Source organism: Geomonas sp. (assembly GCF_035254065.1).
Lineage (GTDB): Bacteria > Desulfobacterota > Desulfuromonadia > Geobacterales > Geobacteraceae > Geomonas.
Genome location: NZ_DATFBA010000279.1, coordinates 1 through 18,819 on the forward strand (window position 1 = coordinate 1; position 18,819 = coordinate 18,819).

The 18,819-nt window shown below is 60.7% G+C and carries 15 protein-coding genes and 1 pseudogene; 2 read left to right on the forward strand and 14 right to left on the reverse strand.

Features of this window, described 5'->3' with window-relative positions:
• The 3 genes and pseudogenes from VJ604_RS12780 to VJ604_RS12790 form a co-directional block, all read right to left on the reverse strand.
• Positions 1 to 342, reverse strand: a pseudogene (locus VJ604_RS12780) (proline--tRNA ligase); the annotation flags it as partial.
• 241 nt (positions 343 to 583) lie between these two features.
• Complete coding sequence (ispG, locus tag VJ604_RS12785; RefSeq protein WP_324083087.1) at positions 584 to 1,648, reverse strand: flavodoxin-dependent (E)-4-hydroxy-3-methylbut-2-enyl-diphosphate synthase; 1,065 nt, start codon at positions 1,646 to 1,648, stop codon at positions 584 to 586.
• A gap of 248 nt (positions 1,649 to 1,896) precedes the next feature.
• Positions 1,897 to 2,424, reverse strand: coding sequence for a YbhB/YbcL family Raf kinase inhibitor-like protein (locus tag VJ604_RS12790; RefSeq protein ID WP_324083089.1), 528 nt, complete (start codon positions 2,422 to 2,424; stop codon positions 1,897 to 1,899).
• Positions 2,425 to 3,226: 802 nt separating this feature from the next.
• On the opposite strand from VJ604_RS12790, the gene rlmD reads away from it, so the two are divergent.
• Together rlmD and VJ604_RS12800 are read left to right on the forward strand one after the other, a co-directional pair.
• Complete coding sequence (rlmD, locus tag VJ604_RS12795) at positions 3,227 to 4,549, forward strand: 23S rRNA (uracil(1939)-C(5))-methyltransferase RlmD (RefSeq protein ID WP_324083091.1); 1,323 nt, start codon at positions 3,227 to 3,229, stop codon at positions 4,547 to 4,549.
• Positions 4,550 to 4,779: 230 nt separating this feature from the next.
• Positions 4,780 to 6,021 (forward strand): HD domain-containing protein, encoded by a 1,242-nt coding sequence (locus tag VJ604_RS12800; RefSeq protein WP_324083094.1) that lies wholly within the window; start codon positions 4,780 to 4,782, stop codon positions 6,019 to 6,021.
• On the opposite strand, the gene VJ604_RS12805 is transcribed toward VJ604_RS12800, so the two are convergent.
• From VJ604_RS12805 to VJ604_RS12855, 11 genes are all read right to left on the reverse strand, one after another.
• Positions 6,018 to 7,217 carry an HD-GYP domain-containing protein gene (locus VJ604_RS12805; RefSeq protein WP_324083095.1) on the reverse strand — a complete coding sequence of 400 codons (1,200 nt, stop codon included), beginning with the start codon at positions 7,215 to 7,217 and terminating at the stop codon, positions 6,018 to 6,020. The two genes, VJ604_RS12800 and VJ604_RS12805, sit on opposite strands and share 4 nt — an antisense overlap.
• Positions 7,218 to 7,585: 368 nt before the next feature.
• Entirely contained in the window at positions 7,586 to 8,134 is a 549-nt protein-coding gene (locus tag VJ604_RS12810) for a 2-oxoacid:acceptor oxidoreductase family protein (RefSeq protein WP_324083097.1), read from the reverse strand.
• 21 nt (positions 8,135 to 8,155) lie between these two features.
• Positions 8,156 to 8,968 (reverse strand): 2-oxoacid:ferredoxin oxidoreductase subunit beta, encoded by an 813-nt coding sequence (locus tag VJ604_RS12815; protein ID WP_324083099.1) that lies wholly within the window; start codon positions 8,966 to 8,968, stop codon positions 8,156 to 8,158.
• Between the two features lies 1 nt (position 8,969).
• Positions 8,970 to 10,103 (reverse strand): 2-oxoacid:acceptor oxidoreductase subunit alpha, encoded by a 1,134-nt coding sequence (locus VJ604_RS12820; RefSeq protein ID WP_324083101.1) that lies wholly within the window; start codon positions 10,101 to 10,103, stop codon positions 8,970 to 8,972.
• Positions 10,104 to 10,125: 22 nt separating this feature from the next.
• The gene (locus tag VJ604_RS12825) at positions 10,126 to 10,320 is read right to left on the reverse strand and encodes a 4Fe-4S binding protein (protein WP_012531327.1); all 195 of its coding nucleotides are present in this window, start codon (positions 10,318 to 10,320) and stop codon (positions 10,126 to 10,128) included.
• A gap of 181 nt (positions 10,321 to 10,501) precedes the next feature.
• Positions 10,502 to 11,455, reverse strand: coding sequence for a malate dehydrogenase (mdh, locus tag VJ604_RS12830; protein ID WP_324083112.1), 954 nt, complete (start codon positions 11,453 to 11,455; stop codon positions 10,502 to 10,504).
• A 53-nt stretch (positions 11,456 to 11,508) separates the two neighbouring features.
• Positions 11,509 to 13,734, reverse strand: coding sequence for an NADP-dependent isocitrate dehydrogenase (locus VJ604_RS12835; RefSeq protein ID WP_324083113.1), 2,226 nt, complete (start codon positions 13,732 to 13,734; stop codon positions 11,509 to 11,511).
• Between the two features lie 621 nt (positions 13,735 to 14,355).
• Positions 14,356 to 15,054 carry a LysM peptidoglycan-binding domain-containing protein gene (locus tag VJ604_RS12840; RefSeq protein WP_324083115.1) on the reverse strand — a complete coding sequence of 233 codons (699 nt, stop codon included), beginning with the start codon at positions 15,052 to 15,054 and terminating at the stop codon, positions 14,356 to 14,358.
• Positions 15,055 to 15,063: 9 nt separating this feature from the next.
• Positions 15,064 to 16,845 (reverse strand): aspartate--tRNA ligase, encoded by a 1,782-nt coding sequence (gene aspS, locus VJ604_RS12845; RefSeq protein ID WP_324083118.1) that lies wholly within the window; start codon positions 16,843 to 16,845, stop codon positions 15,064 to 15,066.
• Between the two features lie 441 nt (positions 16,846 to 17,286).
• Positions 17,287 to 18,024, reverse strand: coding sequence for a FadR/GntR family transcriptional regulator (locus VJ604_RS12850; RefSeq protein ID WP_324083121.1), 738 nt, complete (start codon positions 18,022 to 18,024; stop codon positions 17,287 to 17,289).
• Between the two features lie 189 nt (positions 18,025 to 18,213).
• Positions 18,214 to 18,819 (reverse strand): (Fe-S)-binding protein (locus VJ604_RS12855; protein WP_324083119.1); only part of this gene is annotated, 606 nt, incomplete at its 5' end.

Below are 18,819 nucleotides of genomic sequence, written 5' to 3' on the forward strand. Positions count from 1 at the left end.
GATGACCTCCTCGTGGGTGGGGCCCATGCAGAACTCGGCGTCCTTGCGGTCCTTGAAGCGGAGCAGTTCCTTGCCGTAGAAATCCCAGCGCCCCGACTCCTTCCAGAGCTCGGCCGGCTGCACAGCGGGCATCAGGAGCTCGATGGCCCCTGCCCTGTTCATCTCTTCGCGGACGATCTGCTCCACCTTCCTGATGGAGCGCAGCCCCAGCGGGAGGTAGTTGTAGATGCCGGCGGCAAGTTTTCTGATCATGCCGGCGCGCAGCATGAGTTTGTGGGAGATAACCTCGGCATCCGAGGGAGTCTCTTTTACGGTCGGGATAAAATACTGTGAATAACGCATCTGAGTGTGCCTCGTGTAGTTAGATTTGCGCGGAAAATTTCAAAGGATGCACGCGGAAAAAGTCAAAGGCTTTAGCCCGCGGATGACGCGGATTGAACGGATCTGCACGGAACAAGAAGAAAGAAGGACTTTTGGAAAAACCTGAAAGCTCTTTGCATCTTATTCCGCGGAAATCCGTCGCATCCGCGTCATCCGTGGGCTAACGTTTTTGGCTTGAAATCCGTCTTTATCGTTACTGTTGCTATGGTTTCTGGCTTTCAGTCGAGCGCAGAACTTCTTCGACCAGCGCGTCAGCCATTTCCTTTTCGGGGACTTTCCTGATGATCTCGCCGTTTTTAAAGAGGAGTCCTTCGCCTTTGCCACCGGCGATGCCGAAGTCGGCTTCGCGGGCCTCGCCCGGACCGTTGACTGCGCACCCCATGACGGCGACGGTGATGTTCTTATCCAAAAAGCCGAGTCTCTTCTCCACTTCTTCGGCCACAGGGATGAGATCGATCTGGCAGCGGCCGCAGGTGGGGCAGGAAACGAAGTTGATGCCGCGCTTCCTGAGATCCAGGGACTTCAGGATGTCGTAGGCGACGCGGACCTCGTCGACGGGGTCACCGGTCAGTGAGACGCGCATGGTGTCGCCGATCCCCTGGTGGAGCAGAATGCCGAGGCCGACCGAGGATTTGATGGTACCGGAGAAGACGGTGCCCGCCTCGGTGACGCCGATGTGGAGGGGATAGTCGATGGCTTCGGAGAGGAGGCGATAGGCTTCCAGGGTCCGTACCACGTCGGAGACCTTGATGGAGACCTTGATCTGGTCGTAGCCGAGACCCTCGAGGATGCGGACGTGTCCCAGCGCCGACTCAACCATGGCTTCCGGGGTGGGATGACCGTACTTGACCAGCAGGTCCTTTTCCAGCGATCCGCCGTTTACGCCGATGCGGATGGGGATCTTCCGCTCGGAGGCGGCCTTCACGACCTCGGCAACTTTCCAGCGCTCGCCGATGTTGCCAGGATTCAGGCGCAGGCCGTCGACGCCGGATTCCAGCGCCTTCAGGGCCAGCTTGTAATCGAAATGGATGTCAGCGATCAGCGGCATGGAGCTGCCGGCCTTGATGGCGGCCAGAGCGATGGCGGCGTCCATGTCGGGAACCGCACAACGTATAATTTCGCAGCCGACCTCGGCGAGGCGTCCGATCTGGGCGAGGGTCGCCGCGACGTCCCTGGTATCGGTGGAACACATGGACTGGACCGCGCAGGGAGCCCCTCCGCCGATCTTCACGTCCCCTATCTGGATCTGCTTGGTTAATTTTCTCATAGCGGGACATAGTAGCTAAAACAGCCCCGAAAAGCAAGGAATGATGAGCCGTTGCAGGAGAATGAGTGTCCCGGATTGTGGCATTAAAAGGGACTTTTGGTCCGAGAGTTCCCTCTCCTTCCGGGAGAGGGTTAGGGTGAGGGAAGCCACGGTAAGCGGAGACATTGCGGCTCGTTGAGACCCCCCTCACCCCGGCCCTCTCCCGCAGGGAGAGGGAGAGCTCACGAGAGTAGGAAGTAGTGGATCTATCAGTGGCTGAAGGTTCCCATCAGCTCGCACTGAGCGAGGACCTTGCCGTGCATGGCATGTTCCAGTTGCTGGCTGGTGGTCGAGGCGGGGAGATCGAGCCGCTCCTTGAGGGCGTAGAGCTTGAAGAAGTATCGGTGAGTGCCGGACGGAGGACAGGGGCCGCCGTAATTGTTCCGCTTCCAGCTGTTGATCCCCTGCTGGGCACCGGCGGGGACGCTGGACTGCGCGATCTGCTTAGTTGATGGTTCGATGTTCCACATCACCCAATGCACCCAGGTGCCGACCGGCGCGTCCGGATCGTCCATGATCAGCGCGAGGGCTTTGGCCTCGGCAGGGACTCCTTCGATGACCAGGGGAGGATTGACGTCATCCCCTTTGCAGCTGTACTTGGCCGGGATCGGTTGGCCTTTAGCAAACTCGGGACTGGAGAGGTTCATCCTTTTTACCTCCTTGGCCGGGAGCGATGAGATAGCCAGCAAAAGCAGGACCGGTAACAGCAACAGGGTCGCCTTGGTAATTCTGCTCACGTTCTGCCTCCTTTCGCGCACGCACAAGGCTTAAGTCTACTGCCGATGGCCATTGCCGCAAGCATGGCGGTCGCACCATTCGGCGGTTGACAGGAGTAGCTTTTCCATTTAAGTATGAGGGATGAAAAATAAAATGCCTGCCAACAGTAAGAACAGAGCCGGGAACGATTCGACCGGCTCCTCCCCGACTCACGCACCCAAATCCGGACCGCATAAAGCCAGTGACCGGCACAAGCCGAGCAAGGCTCACTCTGCGGCCACAGTCACACGCTCCCCTTCAAAACGAAAAGATACTGAACACCCCGCAGCAAAGAGTGAAGCGGCCCCCACCAAGCGCTCCTTTGCACAAGGTAAAGACAAGGGCACATTCGCTAAGAGGGAGGATAACGCTGCTCCTTCTAAGAGCGAGGTGCGCGACCAGTTCCGGAAGGGCAAAGAGAGTCGCGTATCCCAGGGTGAAAGTAAGAGCTTTGACCGAAATGGGGCAGTCAATAGGGGTGGCGGGAAAGAGTTGGCAAAAGCTGGCGGAAAAGCTGAGGCAACAAGCAATCGCACCCGTCCCTCCTTCATCAAGGGTGGGGAAGAGAAAACCGTTGGCAAAAAGGGTGAAGAAAGAACCTTTGGCAAAGGCGTTGAGGGAAGAGCCTTTAGCAAGTCGGGTGACGGCCACTCCAGACCCCATGCCAAAGACAGGGATAAAGGAAGGGATAAGGGCAGCCTTGCAAAGGGCGCAGGGAAGACAAGGGAAGCAGTGGAGCGCCGGCCGAAGCTGCACTCGGGGCAGACGGTGGAGCTCCACATCATGTCCACTGACAACGACGGTTTTGGCGTAGCCATTCACGAAGGGACGCGCTTCCTGGTAGCGGGTGGACTGCCGGGTGAGGTGCTGGTGGCGAGGGTCACCTATGTCGGGCGCCGGGAGACGTTTGCCAACGCGCTAAAAACGCTGAAGGCCTCACCTGACCGTGAAACTGCTCCCGCCTGCATGCCTGGCCGCATGTGCGACGGCTGCCCGCTGATCCAGATGCGCTACCCGGCCCAGCTTGCCTGGAAGAAGGAGCTGGTCACCAGGGAAATGCGGAAATTCCCCTCGCTCGCCGAGGCAACTATCCGCGACACCATCGCCTCCCCCAAGCAGATCAACTACCGAAACACCGCCAAACTGGTGATTGCCGGCAAGAACTCGGATCCGGTGATCGGCATCTACCGGCGAAACACCCACGACGTGATGGAGATCGACAGCTGCGCTCTGCACCACCCGCTCATCAACAAGGTGGTGAAGGCCACCAAGATCGGCATCAAGAAGGGGAAGGTTCCCGTCTACAACCCGAAGAGCGAGATGGGACTCCTGCGCTACCTGGTGGTCCGCGTGGCTGAACAAAGCAACAAGGTGATGGTTGTCTTCGTCACCAGTGAGCAAGGCTACAACGAAATCCACCACCTGGCGAAGTACGTCCAGCAGGAGGTCCCCGAGGTGGCGGTGGTCGCACAGAACATCAACGCCTCCACCGGCAACGTCATCTTCGGCCATAAAGACCGCTTCATTACCAAGGAGCGCACACTACGCGCCTTTGTGGGTGACAAGAGCTTCCACCTTTCTCCGCACTCGTTCTTCCAGGTGAACAGCGGGGCGGCCCAGATCATCTACGAGAAGGTGCGCGAGTTCGCAAAGCTTACCGGCAAGGAGCGGGTCATCGACGTGTACTGCGGTATCGGCGGGATCTCCCTGTACCTCGCCGACCAGGCCAGCGAGGTGGTCGGCATTGAGTTCGTAGAGGCAGCCGTCGCCGACGCCACCGAGAACGCGGCCTTAAACCACGCCGAAAACTGCAGCTTCGAGGCCGGAGATGCGGTGCACCTCATCGATGAGATCGGCGAGGAAGGGGGCGCCGACCTTATCGTGCTGAATCCGCCCAGGAAGGGGTGCGAGGAGAAGGTGCTGAAGAGCGTCGCCAACATCAAGCCGGCCAGGATCATTTACGTCTCCTGCTCGCCTGATACGCTCTCGCGCGACCTCGACATACTCTCCAGACTTGGCTACCGCACTGTCGAGGTGCAGCCGGTGGACATGTTCCCGCAGACGGTGCATGTGGAGGACGTGGCACTGCTGGAGAGGGTGAAATAGTCACTTAAAAAGCTATTTATTTAACAGCGATGAACAGGATGAAAGGGATGGAAGCAAATATTTGTGATTAGGTACAAGCAAAAAAGAGCAATCCCCCCTGTCCCCCCTTTATCAAGGGGGGGGACTTGATGTGCGGACTTCGTTGCTAATGCTTTTACTTCTGAGTTCATCCTGTCCATCCTGTCCATCCTGTTCATCCTGTTCATCGCTCTTAAAGTTCTGGGTCTACGATGGACGCTGTCATCGCCAAGATAAACTCCTTTTTTCCTCGGCGTCTGCACGACCGACTGCTTATGGTGGGCGGCATGGTGCGGGACATCCTGCTCGGCATCGACTGCCAGGATGTCGACCTGGTCGCGGCCGTTCCTCCCTCAGAGCTTACCTCCCTCGGCTTCAGACTGGTCGAATCGAAAAGCACACCGAACATTTACTTCCTCTTCCACAAGGAGCTGGGCAAGATCGAGGTCACCCAGCTCGACTCTCTCGAAAACCTCCCGTCCGATCTTCAGCGCCGCGACTTCACCATCAATGCCATTGCCATGACCTTAGACGGCAACATCCTCGATCCGCTGGTCGGACGAGGGGACCTGGCGAAGAGGATCCTGCGCACCTGCAGCGCCGACAGCCTGCGCAACGACCCGGTCAGGATCTTTCGCGCTCTTCGTTTCGAGTGCGAGGGGTGGCGTCTCGATCCCGAGGCGAGCGCCCAAGTCTTGTCGGGTGACTGGTCCGACCCCCTTCAGGGAGTGCCTGTAGAACGCTTTTCCCAGGAGATGCTGAAGGCCCTCACCAAGGAAGAGCCGACCCGCTTTTTCCGCCGGATGCTGGAGTTCCAGGTGGGAGAGAGCTACCTGCCGGAGATCTTCCGGATGCCTGAGGTGCCGGCGGGTCCCCTGCAGTACCACCCCGAAGGCGATCTTTTCGCGCACGCGATGCAGGCGCTGGAGAGGATGTCGCTGCAGAGTCCGGATGTCATCGCCAGGTTCTGCGCGCTATTCCATGACCTCGGCAAGCTGGCAACCCCTGAAACGGAGTACCCGAAACATCACGGGCATGAGGAGGCCGGGGCAGCCGCTGCCGCGGCTTTCTGCAAGAGACTGCGGCTGCCGGTGTCACTGCAGCGGGCCCTGCAGGCCACCTGCAGGTTTCACGGTAACGGCAACAACTGGGAGGAACTGAGGGAGTCGACCAAGATAAAGGTCGCCCAGGGGGCCATCAAGGGGGGCATTGAAGGGATCCTGCCGATGGTGGTCCGTGCCGACAGCGGAGGAGTGATGGCCGGTTGGCAGGAGACGGTGCGCATCGCGTCGATGAACGCCGCGCAGTTGGGGCTCGACCCCGCTCTTTTCAGCGACCCATCCTTCCCGCCGGAAAGCTGCCAGCAAATCCTCATGCAGCGACGGGTGGAGCTGCTCAGGGAGACTTTAAAATCCATTCTTCCGACATCCCCTCTCCCGAAGGGGGAGGGTTAGGGAGGGGGGGCTAGTTTCAGCACCGAGCTGTCATAGATCGCGTCGAACATATGCTCGATCTTGAAGAAGGCGGCCAGCACGGCTGGATCGAAGTGCCCCTCCGGGTTGATCCGGTCGTCGCCATGCCGGAAGATCTCCAAGGCCTCCTGGTGGGTCAGCGGCCCTTTGTAGCTTCGCCGGGAGCGTAGCGCATCGTAGACGTCGGCGACCCTGACGATCCGCCCGGCAACCGGTATCCGCTCACCTTTGAGCCGCTTCGGGTAACCACTCCCGTCCCAGTTTTCGTGATGGGAAATGGCGATATCCCTCGCCACCTTAAGCCTTGGCGACTCACCCAGTATCTCCAGGCCGAAGGCGGGATGCTGTCGCATCAGCTGCATCTCCTTGTGGGTGAGAGGCCCCTGCTTCAGCAGGATGCTGGGAGGGATCCTGATCTTCCCAACGTCGTGCATCTGCGCCGAGGTGGAAATCTCCTCCACGAAGGAGGAGTTGAAGCCCATGTTGGCCGCCAGCGCGCCTGCGTATTTGTTGACTCGCACGACGTGCCTGCCGGTGTCGGGCTCGGCGGCCTCGCAGGCCCTGGCCAGCGCCTCGATGGTGTAGACGAAGGCCCGCTCCGTTTCCTGCATGAAGCTCGATACCGTGAGCAGCGAGCCAATCACCACGGCAGCGCTCCTCAACACGTCCGCGTCGTACTCGGTGGCCCCGCCCGCGTAGTTGAAGGCAACGATGACACCGGGGGATTCGCCGCTGATCCGGCAGCTCACGAAGTTGACTATGGCATCTTCCATAGCGTCGACAACCCGTGGATCGAAGAAATTCTGGAACTCCTCCACCGACCCGCTGATATCCTTCCAGTTGACCGGCACCACCTCGCGCTCACCTTCCACCTTCACCAGGGTGATGGCAAAACTCGAGGTGGCGTCGATGGAGATCGGCTCCGATCTCTCCACGAGCTGGCCCTCCCTCAGGTGAAAGAGCCTTCCGGTGCAGCATGAGCAGTCGGGACGCTCGGAGGCGATGAAGATGGCCGCCGGGCCTCTTCTCCCCTTCCCTCCCAGCAGTTTCCCCAGGACGTCATTGTAAAGGTCGTCGCTGTTGAATTTTCGGCGCGAGAAGCCTCGCAGGGTGTCATCGGTGAGTCCGATCAGATCGAGCGTCTGTCTGAGCGCCATGTGGCAGAGTTCGAGGGACATGTTTCCTTCCTTTCAGGTGAAACAAGAACTGACAGAGTACTAGTTATATCCGAAAGCGTGGGAACTTCAATCATGTCCCAGATTTAGCTGATACTGTCACAACCCTACCCCATCCTCACCCTGTCCCTCCCCTTGAAGGGGAGGGGACGCTGTGCAACCCGATTATGACAACCGGCTGCACCTTCTGAAGTTCCCAGGGCCCAGCCTTTAGAGTGTCTCTCCCTTCGGTGAAACTTCCGTGTACTCCCCGACCACTGTGTCCGCCGTGAAACCTCTGTGTCCTCTGTGGTCTGCTTTTGCAGTAACAGATAAAAAAAAGCCCGGCGAGTTTCCCCGCCGGGCTTTCTACTGCAAGTATCCGGTTCCGACTAGACCGAAGCTGCGGTGGCCTTGTCAAAGCCCATGGAGAAGGCCTTCTTGTTCAGCTCCATGAAGGCCTCCGGTACGCGGGCAAGGACCGCCTTCTCGGCGGATTCCTTGGAAACCACGCCGGTCAGGGCCACCATGGCGCCCAGCGCAACGATGTTGGCCACGATCTCGCGACCGACTTCGTTCTTGGCGGTGTTGATGATCGGGAAGGCCACGGTCTTGAAGTTCCCTTTCGGGAGCTTGGTGACCAGGTCGGAGTCGACCAGCAGCACGCCGCCCTCTTTGAGGTCGTGCGAGTACTTGTCGCAGGCTTCCTGGGTCAGCGCCAGGAGGGCGTCAACCACGGTTGCCTTCGGGTAGTCGATGGTGGTGTCGGAGACGATGACCTCCGACTTGGAAGCGCCACCGCGGGCCTCCGGGCCGTAGCTCTGCGACTGGACGGCCTGCTTGCCGTCGTAGATGGAGGCGGCTTCGGCCATGATCACGCCGGCAAGGATGAGACCCTGCCCGCCAGCCCCGGAAAATCTGATTTCATATCTCTGAGACATCTTGGGTTCTCCTTCCTTTATTTATTTCTTGGCGCGCTCAATGACCTTGGCGTATTCGGTGGTGTAGTCCGGCTTCTCGACCTTGTGCAGAACGCCGGTGATGATCTTGCCTTCCAGCTGCTCGGCGGTCATCTTCTCGGCGGCCTTCACCGGGACGGCAACTTCCTTCAGGCGGTTCATCATCTCGATGACCGACTTGAACTTGTTGCGGCGGCCGTAGGTGGTCGGGCAGTCGTCGAGGATCTCGACCACGGAGAAGCCCTTGTGCTGGATCGCTTCCACGATCAGCTTGTCGATCTGGGTCGCGTGGTAGGCGGTGCCGCGGGCCACGAAGGTGGCGCCGGCGCCGATGGCCAGCTGGGCGACGTCAAAGGCCGGATCCGGGTTCCCGTAGGGGGTGGTGGATGCCTTGGCGCCGGTCGGGGTGCAGGGCGAGAACTGGCCGCCGGTCATCCCGTAGATGTTGTTGTTCATGATGATGTAGGTCATGTCGATGTTACGACGGCAGGCGTGGATGAAGTGGTTGCCGCCGATGGCGGTGCCGTCGCCGTCGCCGCCGCACAGGATGACGTTCATCTCCGGCTTGGCCATCTTCACGCCGGTGGCGAAGGCGGCAGCACGGCCGTGAGCGGTGTGCAGGGTGCAGCAGTCGAGGTAGCCGGGAAGGCGCGAGGCGCAGCCGATACCGGAAACGATGGCGGTGTTGCTCTTGTCGAGGCCAAGGGTGTCGATCGCCCTGATCAGGCCCTTCATGACGATGCCGTGGCCGCAGCCCGGGCACCAGATGTGGGGCAGCTTGCCGGGACGGATGTACTTATCGTAATCAAAAGACATGTTACTTGACCTCCTTGATCTTTTCGAGGATCTGGCCCGGGTTGATCGGCTCGCCGTCAACACGGAAGATGCCGAGGACCGGTGCTTTCCCGTCAATGCAGCCCTTCACAACCTGGGTGCACATGCCGAGGTTCATCTCGGGGGTGATAATAGCTTTCACCTTGCCGGCAAGCGCGCTGATCTGCTTCTCGGGGAACGGCCAGAAGGTCTTGATCCTGAAGAGACCGGCCTTGATGCCCTGCTTGCGCGCCTCATTGACGGCAAAACGGGCGGAGCGGGAGGTGGAACCGTAGGCGACGATGGCGACTTCGGCATCATCCAGCATGTACTCTTCAAACTTCACGATGTCGTCCACGTTGGCTTCGACCTTGCGCACCTGGCGCTCTTCCTCGGCCTGCACCCAGGCAGCCTTGGTGGTCGGGAAGCCGTCCTGGCCCTTGTTGAGGCCGGTGACGTGGAAGCGGTAGCCGGAGCCGAAGGCTGCCAGCGGCGGCACGTCGCCGAAGCTGGTGTCGTACGGCTTGTACTCGGCGGGGCCGACGGAGGGAGCGGTGCGGTCGATGACTTCCAGCTCGCCCGGCTCGGGGAACACGATGCGCTCGCGCATGTGGGCCACGATCTCGTCCGGCATGACCATGACCGGGGTGCGGTACTTCTCGGCCAGGTTGAAGGCGCGCACGGTCTCTTCGAAGAGCTCCTGCACGGAAGCCGGGGTCAGGCAGATGGCCGGGTGGTCACCGTGGGTGCCCCACTTGGCGCACATCACGTCGGACTGCGACGGGCCGGTCGGCATGCCGGTGGAGGGGCCGCCCCTCATGACGTTGACGATGACGCAGGGGGTCTCGGCGATGCAGGCGTAGCCGATCAGCTCCTGCTTGAGCGAGAGGCCCGGGCCGGAGGTCGCGGTGAGCACCTTGGCGCCGGTCAAGGAGGCGCCGATCACGGAGGCCATGGCACCGATCTCGTCCTCCATCTGGATAAACTTGCCGCCGACCTTCGGCAGCTCGACGGACATCACCTCGGCCACCTCGGTGGAAGGGGTGATCGGATAACCGCCGAAGAATGTGCAACCGGCGTAGAGAGCACCCTGCGCGGCGGCTTCGTTCCCCTGAAGGAATGCAACTTTCTTAGCCACTTTAACTACCTCCTGAAAAGTATTAAGCTGTCACTTTGATCGCAAAGTCAGGGCAGCGCAGTTCGCACTGCATGCACTTGATGCAAGCCTCAAGATTCTTGACACTCGCCACAAAACCCTTCATCTCCAAGACCTTAGTCGGGCAGAACTCCACACAGATGTGGCACCCCTTGCAGTACTTTTCGATGATCTCGATGGTCGGCAGTTTTTTCTCCATCCACGTAGCTCCTTTGACTGATTTGCCCTTTCAGGCTGGAAATAAGACCGCTTTATAGCACACACTGTATACAAAACGCAAGCGCGCTGTTGGCGGAAAAACATGGTTTTAAGGCTGTAGTTCGCAAAAAAGGGGCAAGGAGGGGACACCTCCTTGCCCCTGGTTCGGCTATGCCAAACCCTTATTTCATGGAGCCGACCAGTTCCTTAACGGCGGCAACCGACTTGTCCATCATCGCCTGCTCCTCGGCGTCCAGTTCGAACTCGAGGATCTGCTCTACGCCGCCTGCGCCGATCACGGTCGGCACGCCCACGTAATAGCCCTGCACGCCGAACTCGCCGTTCAGGAACACGCAGGAGGGGAGGCAGCGCTTGGAGTCCTTCAGGTAGGACTCTGCCATGGCGATGGCGGAGGAAGCCGGGGAGTAGAAGGCGGAACCGGTCTTCAGCAGGGCGACAACCTCGCCGCCCGCACCGCGGGTACGCTTGACCATGGCGTCCATGACTTCCTTGGCCTTGGCCTTGTCCTTGTACTTCTTCTCGAGCAGCTCCATGACGGGGATGCCGTTCACGGAGGCGTAGCGGATCAGCGGCACCATGTCGTCGCCGTGGCCGCCCAGGGTCATGGCGTTGACGTCCTTCACGGAAACGCCCAGTTCCCAGGCGATGAAGGCTTTGAAGCGGGCGGAGTCCAGCACGCCGGCCTGGCCGATGACCTTGTTGACCGGGAAGCCGGTGATCTTCTGGCAGAGGGTCACCATGGCGTCCAGCGGGTTGGAGATGACGATCACGAAGGCGTTGGGGGCGTTGGCCTTGATGCCTTCGGCGACGGAGGTCATGATCTTGGAGTTGACTTCGATCAGGTCGTCGCGGCTCATGCCCGGTTTGCGGGGAAGACCTGCGGTGACGATGACCACGTCGGCGCCTTTGATGTCCTCGTAGGAGTTGGTCCCTTTCAGGCAGACGTCGAAGCCGTCAACCGGAGCTGCTTCGGCGATGTCCAGCATCTTGCCCTGGGGAAGGCCTTCCACGATGTCGAACATCACGACGTCGCCGAGTTCACGCAGAGCGCAGAGCTGAGCAAGGACGCCACCAATCTGACCACCACCGATGAGAGCGATTTTCTTACGTGCCATTTTTTCTTCCTCCGTAATAAAAAGTGTTTGTGCAGGTTACGTGGAACAACTCGTTATGCGTTGATAGCGTCGATGATTGCGTTCAGCGTTGCGCTCGGACGCATGGCTTTTTCGGTCATGGCATCGTTGGGGTGGTAGTAGCCGCCCATGTCGACCGGTTTACCCTGTGCGCCGATCAGTTCGGCGTTGATCTTCTCTTCGTTAGCCTGCAGCTCTTTGGCGACCTTGGCGAACTGGGCGGCCAGAGCTGCGTCCTTGGTCTGGGCGGCGAGCGCCTCGGCCCAGTACATGGCCAGGTAGAAGTGCGAGCCGCGGTTGTCGATCTGGCCGACCTTACGCGCCGGGTTCTTGTTCTGGTCGAGGAACTTGGTGTTGGCGGCATCCAGGGTGTCGGCCAAAAGCTGCGCCTTCTCGTTCTTGAAGGTGGCGGCCAGGTGCTCGAGGGAGACGGCCAGGGCCAGGAACTCGCCCAGGGAATCCCAGCGCAGGTAGCCTTCCTGCTGGAACTGCTGCACGTGCTTGGGAGCGGAACCGCCCGCACCGGTCTCGAAGAGGCCGCCGCCGGCCAAAAGCGGCACGATGGAGAGCATCTTGGCGGAGGTGCCGAGCTCGAGGATCGGGAACAGGTCGGTCAGGTAGTCCCTGAGCGCGTTGCCGGTGACGGTGATGGTGTCCTGGCCCGCCTTGGCGCGCTTGCAGGTGTAGAGCATCGCCTCGGGCGGAGCCATGATCGGGAGCTCGAGCCCGGTGGTGTCGTGGTCTTTGAGGTACTTCTCGACCTTGGCGATCAGCTGGGCGTCGTGGGCGCGGTTCTTGTCGAGCCAGAAGACGGCCGGAGTCTTGGTGGCGCGGGCGCGGTTGACGGCAAGCTTGACCCAGTCCTGGATCGGCAGGTCCTTGGCCTGGCAGCCCCTCCAGATATCACCCTCTTCGACCTGGTGCTCGAACACCACCTTGCCGGCCGGGTCGACCAGGCGGAAGGTGCCGTCGGCGGCAGCCTTGAAGGTCTTGTCGTGGGAGCCGTACTCTTCTGCCTTCTGCGCCATCAGGCCCACGTTGGAGGTGGAGCCCATGGTGGTCGGGTCGAACTGGCCGTTCTGTTTGCAGAAGTCGATGCAGACCTGGTACCACTCGGAGTAGCTGGTGTCGGGCACCACGCACTTGACGTCGTGCAGCTTGCCGTCCGGGCCCCACATCTTGCCGGAGTCGCGGATCACCACCGGCATGGAGGCGTCGATGATGATGTCGTTGGAGGCGTGCAGGTTGGTGATCCCTTTGTCGGAGTCGACCATGGCCATCTCGGGGCGCTTGGTGTAGACGGCCTTGATGTCGGCCTCGATCTCGGCGCGCTGCGCCTCGGGGAGGTTGGCGATCTTCTTGTAGAGGTCGCCCAGGCCGAGGTCGGGGTTGACGCCCAGCTCCTTGAAGGTGGCGGCGTGCTTGCTGAAGACGTCCTCGAAGAAGACCGAGACGAAATGCCCGAAGATGATCGGGTCGGAGATCTTCATCATGGTGGCCTTGAGGTGGACGGAGAAGAGGATCCCCTTGGCCTTGGCGTCGTCGATCTGCTCGGCGATGAACTTCCTGAGGGCCTTGACGCTCATGAAGGAGCCGTCGACTACCTCACCGGCCTGCAGCTTGAGCTCTTTCATGCAGGTGGCCTTGCCGGCCTTGTCCACGAACTCGATCTTGTAGGTGCCGGCCTCCGGAATGGTGGCGGACTTCTCGGAGTGGTAGAAGTCGCCGGCGGTCATGTGGGAGACGTGGCTCTTGGAGTCGGCGGTCCAGGCACCCATCTTGTGCGGGTGCTTCTTGGCGTATTCCTTGACGGCCTTGGCGGAACGGCGGTCGGAGTTACCCTCGCGCAGCACCGGGTTGACGGCGGAGCCGAGCACCTTGGCGAAACGGGCGTTGAGCGCCTTCTCTTCCTCGGTCTTGGGATCCTCCGGGTAGTTGGGGATGTTGTAGCCCTGGCTCTGCAGCTCGGCGATGGCGGCCTTCAGCTGCGGGATGGAGGCGGAGACGTTGGGGAGCTTGATGATGTTGGCTTCCAGCTTCTGGGTCAGCTCACCCAGGTAGGCCAGTTCATCGGCGATCTTCTGGTCCTCGGTCAGGTTCTCGGGGAAGTTCGCGATGATCCTGCCAGCGAGGGAGATGTCCCTGGTTTCTACCTCGACGCCGGCCGCCTTGGTGAAGGCGTTGACGATGGGGAGCAGAGAGTAGGTCGCCAGTGCGGGTGCTTCATCGATCTTAGTCCAGATAATCTTTGATGTTGTCATGATCTCTCCTTGGTTTTTATGCCAGATCGCTACAGGCTTAACGAAAGGTCTCTCGCGGTTGGTCATCTACATCGGCACAGGCAGCAACTATTCGACTTTGCGAATGAAACAAAAAAGGGACAGCGATGCCGCTCCCTGCAACCCCTGTCCTCATTTTAGAGGCATTCCGCGGTGTTAGGGTCGGCGCCTATCCTGAATAAAATTTTGTATACAGTATACAAATCGAATTTGAGTGTCAAGGGTAAATTCTAGCAGCAAATTTTTACTTCGTGAAAAAAAATTGACTGGACGGGGGAAACCGCGTTAGGCAGCCATAATAGTCGATGGCTATTGAAGTTAGCTGATCGCCGCTATCATCAAATGCACCCAGCGTGGAGAGAAAAGATCAGCTGACACTCCCTCTCCCGGAGGGGGGAGGAAACGGGAGAGTGAACCCCGTTTTCCTAATGAATGAAGCCGCGAGGGTCGAGCCCGCGCCACCCTAAACCGTTCACCCTGAGCCAGGCGAAGGGGCGGCTTGCCAGGGTTGCCCCGACCACTCACCTGCCTGCCCGGGTAAAACGGAAAAAGGGCGGGCCGATGTGGCCCGCCCCTGGCGGATGTTCGTTCTCTCTACTCTATCTAGTGCAGCGGGTGATCCTGCGCGTAGCGCTTGGCCTCGGCGATGTCGTCGCGTCCCTGGTTGCGGGGGATCCTGAGCACCTGCCCCGGCCAGATGTGGCGGGGGTCCCTGATCTGGGCCCGGTTCGCCTTGTAGATCAGCGGCCAGAGCAGCCGGTCTCCGTACACCTCCGGCTGCGAGGCGATGAAGGGGAGCGACTCCCCTCGTCTGACCGTGTAGGAGGAGACCAAAACGATGCGCTCCTTGGGCGGCTTGACCACCTTCCTGCGGGCGGCCTCGATCGCCTCCCTCTGCGCCTGCGCCTGCGCTTCCGCCTGCAGGCGAGCCAGCCGGTTGGCCTCCTCCTGCGCCTGGCGGGCCAGCTCGGCCCTCTTGCGCTCTTCCTGCCGCTTGAGCTCTTCCTCCCGCTGCCGCGCCTTCAGCTGCACGATCTCCTTCTCGAGCAGCTCCCCCTTCAGCATGGTGAGGTAGTAAAACTCCTCGGACTGGTCGCGCTCCCCCTCTTTTTGCAAGGCCTCGGCCTTCCCGTAGGTCTCCATGGTGCTGCGGAACTCGCCCGGGAAAAGGGTCTCCGCTCCCGCGGAGTAGACCCGCACCAGCGCACCGAGCGCGGCCTTGCGGTAGCGGGGTGGTTCGGTGGCGCAGGCGGCCAGCGCAAAGACGAGCAGAAGCGCTATGAGGGTGCGCGTCGGCCTCAAGCGGGGCCGCTACTTGGCGGCCAGGCGGATGCCGAGCTCGCGCAGCTGCAGGGTGTCGACGCCGGAGGGAGCCTCGGACATCAGGCAGGCGCCCTTCTGCGTTTTCGGGAAGGCGATCACGTCGCGGATGGAATCGGAGCCGGTGATCAGCATCATCAGGCGGTCCAGGCCGAAGGCGATGCCGCCGTGCGGCGGGGTGCCGTACTCGAGCGCGTCCAGAAGGAAGCCGAACTTGCTGCGGGCGCTCTCCTCGGAGAGGCCGAGCATCTTGAACATCAGCGACTGCACCTCCTCCTGATGGATCCTGATGGAACCGCCGCCGATCTCGTTGCCGTTCAGCACCAGGTCGTAGGCCTTGGCGCGGCAGCGGCCGGGGTCGCTCTCCACGTACTGCAGGTCCTCGTCCATGGGCGCGGTGAAGGGATGGTGCACCGCGGCCCAGCGGCCCCCCTCCTCGTCCCATTCGAGCAGCGGGAAGTCGGTGATCCAGACGAAGCGGTACTCGTTGGGGTCGGTGAGGCCCATCTTGGCGGCCAGGTGGTTACGCAGGCGGCCGAGCGAGTCGTTGACGACCTTCGGCTTGTCGGCCACGAAGAGGAGCAGGTCTCCCTCCTCCGAACCGAATGCCTTGTCCATGGTGGCGATCTCTTCGGGGGTGAAGAACTTGGCGATCGGGGACTGCCAGCCGTCGGCAGTGATCTTCACGTAGGCAAGACCCTTGGCACCGTAGATGGCGGTGAAGGCGGTCAGGTCGTCGATCTCCTTCCTGGAGAAGGAACCGCCACCCTTGACGTTCATCCCCTTGACGATGCCACCACCCTTGGTGACGTCGGCGAAGACCTTGAAGCCGGAGTCCTTGACGATGTCGGAGAGCTCGACCAGTTCCAGGCCGAAGCGGAGGTCGGGGTTATCGACACCGAAGCGGCGGATGGCCTCGGCGTAGGTCATGTGCTCGATCGGGAGCGGCACCTCGATCCCCTTCGCCTCGAAGAAGATGCGGGCCATCAGCCCTTCCATCACCTTGATGATGTCCTCCCTCTGGATGAAGGACATCTCGCAGTCGATCTGGGTGAACTCCGGCTGGCGGTCGGCGCGCAGGTCCTCGTCGCGGAAGCAGCGCACGATCTGGAAGTAGCGGTCCATGCCGGACACCATCAGGATCTGCTTGAAGAGCTGCGGGGACTGCGGCAGCGCGTAGAACTCGCCCTTGTTGATCCTGGAGGGGACCAGGAAGTCACGGGCCCCTTCCGGGGTGGACTTGGTCAGAAAGGGGGTCTCGATCTCCAGGAAGCCGTTGTCAGTCAGGTAGGAGCGGGTCACCTGGGCCACCTTGGAGCGCAGGATCATGTTGGACTGCAGCTGGTTGGTGCGCAGGTCGAGGTAGCGGTACTTGAGCCGGAGGTTTTCGTTGACGTCGACGAAGCCGTCCAGCATGAACGGCAGGGCCTTGGAGGGGTTCAGGAGCTTGCACTCGGTGACCTCGACCTCGATCTCGCCGGTCTTCATCTTCGGGTTGATGGTCCCCTCGGGACGCCGGGCGACGATGCCCTTGATGGCCAGGACGTACTCGCTCCTTACGGCTTCCGCCTTGGCGTGGGCATCAGCGCACCTTTCCGGGTCGAACACCACTTGGGCGATGCCGTCGCGGTCGCGCAGGTCGACGAAGATGAGGCCGCCGTGGTCGCGCCTCTTCGCCACCCATCCCATGAGGACCACTTCCTGTCCCACGTGTTCCGCTCTGAGTTCGCCGCAGTAGCTGGTACGCTTCCAATCGCCGAGGAAATCTATCATTGAAAAACCCTCCTTGGTTTTATCTATACCGATAAATCGGGTAACTATACCGAAAAAGGCACCCTGCATCAACCAAAAAGAGCCGGCAGACGGGGATCGGCGGGAATTGCGGCGGGGCCTGACGCTCCTGCACCAATTATCACCCTTCTGCGCGGTCCTTCTTTCGGCGATCGCAGGTAACCCACTGATATCACATCACGCATGCCAGAAAGCCCCCTCCCCCTCCGGGGGAGGGCTAGGGTGAGGAAAGTGTCGATGCGGGGACAGCGTACAGATGCGTGGCTGCCCTCCACCCGGCCCTCTCCCGGAGGGAGAGGGAGTGTCAAAGGTAGTCGGCTTAGCTCATTCTTCAGGCGGGGACTTCACCTTAAAAAGAAAGGCCCGGCAAAACAGCCGGGCCTCCAGGTTTTCTTAACCTCAACTTAACCTTAATCTGTTTCTCTACGCCCCGGACATATCGGTGCCGCCGCGCATGGAGACGTAGGCTGAGCAGCGCTTCTGGGCGAAGGTGAGGTGCTCCATCATGGCGTCGCGGGCACCGTCCGCGTTTCTGTCCCGGATCATCTCGTAGATCTTGTTGTGATGGCTGTAGAGGAGCTTGTGGTCTTCTTCGGTGAGGTAGACCGCCCGCCAGACGTCGCGCTGGAATTCCTGCATGGCGTCGAAGATGCTCTGCATCATGTGGAACCAGACCACGTTGTGGGTCGCCTTGGCGATCAGGGTGTGGAAGTGGGCGTCCAGGTCCTCGGAGTGCTTGAGCTCCTCCAGGTTCTTGGCCATGCCGTCCACGATCACCTGCAGGCGGCGGATGTCCTCGGGGAGGGCGCGGGTGGCCGCATACCAGGCGGTCCAGGACTCCATCCCCTTGCGCACCTCGATCACGTCCAGCGCGCGGTCGCCGTCGATGCGGATCAGCTCCGACAGCGGCAAGCTGGCGTTGGTCTCCACCAGCGAGCGGACCACGGTACCGCCCCCTTGGTAGGTTTCTACCAGGCCGGTGGAGGCGAGGAAGTTGAGGGCTTCGCGGACCGACGGGCGGGAAACGCCGAACATCTCGGCAAGCTCACGTTCGGGGGGGAGTTTCTCGCCCGGGTTGAACTCGCCGGCCAGGATGGAGGCGCGGATCTGTTCGGCTATCTGGGTGGAAACCTTCTTAGGCTTTATTGGCGAAAACTTCATGACCTGCACGGATACTATATTAGCTTTAGGTTGGCAACAGCTTTTTTCTTTGGGAGAAACTTCGGAGAGCAAAAGCAGTAGCCACGGAGAACTTTGTCGAAGATCTGAGAAGACACAGTCAAAGGTCGAGCTTGCCTCAGACTGTGCCTTTCTCCGATTGTCTCAGTAGTTCTTCGCGGCTATAGGTTCTCAGGCGTCAATGCTCATCTGCAAGAGTTCGGTGAGATGGATAACCTTCACCTGCGGAGCGGCCTCCGCGAGCGCCTTCTTCAGTTGCAGGAGACAGCCGGGGTTGCCGGTAACCAGATACTCGGCCCCGGTCTTCTGGACGTTCGCCACCTTCCTGTTCAGCACCCGGTCCGACATCTCCGGCTTCTCCAGGTTGTAGGTGCCCGCCGAACCGCAGCAGGAGTCCGCCTCGGGGAGCTCGCGGAAGTCGATACCGGGGATCATCTTGATGAGCGCGCGCGGCTGGTTGCGGATACCCTGGCAGTGCGAGATGTGGCAGGGATCGTGATAGGTCACCTTCACTGGCAGCGGTTTCAAAAGCGGCATGAGCTGCTCCGCCTCGCCGGCCAGCACCTCCGAGATGTCGCGCACCTTGGCGCTGAAGGCGGTGGCGTCCTCCCGTCCTTGCAGGTGATGCCCGTACTTCTTCAGCTCGGCTCCGCACCCTCCGCAGTCGGTGACCACGAAATCGAAGGAATGGGCCTCGAAAAGCTCGGTGTTGTAGCTCGCCGCCTGCACCAGCCCCTCCCGGTCATGACCGAGCATGTTGGGGGCGCCGCAGCACTT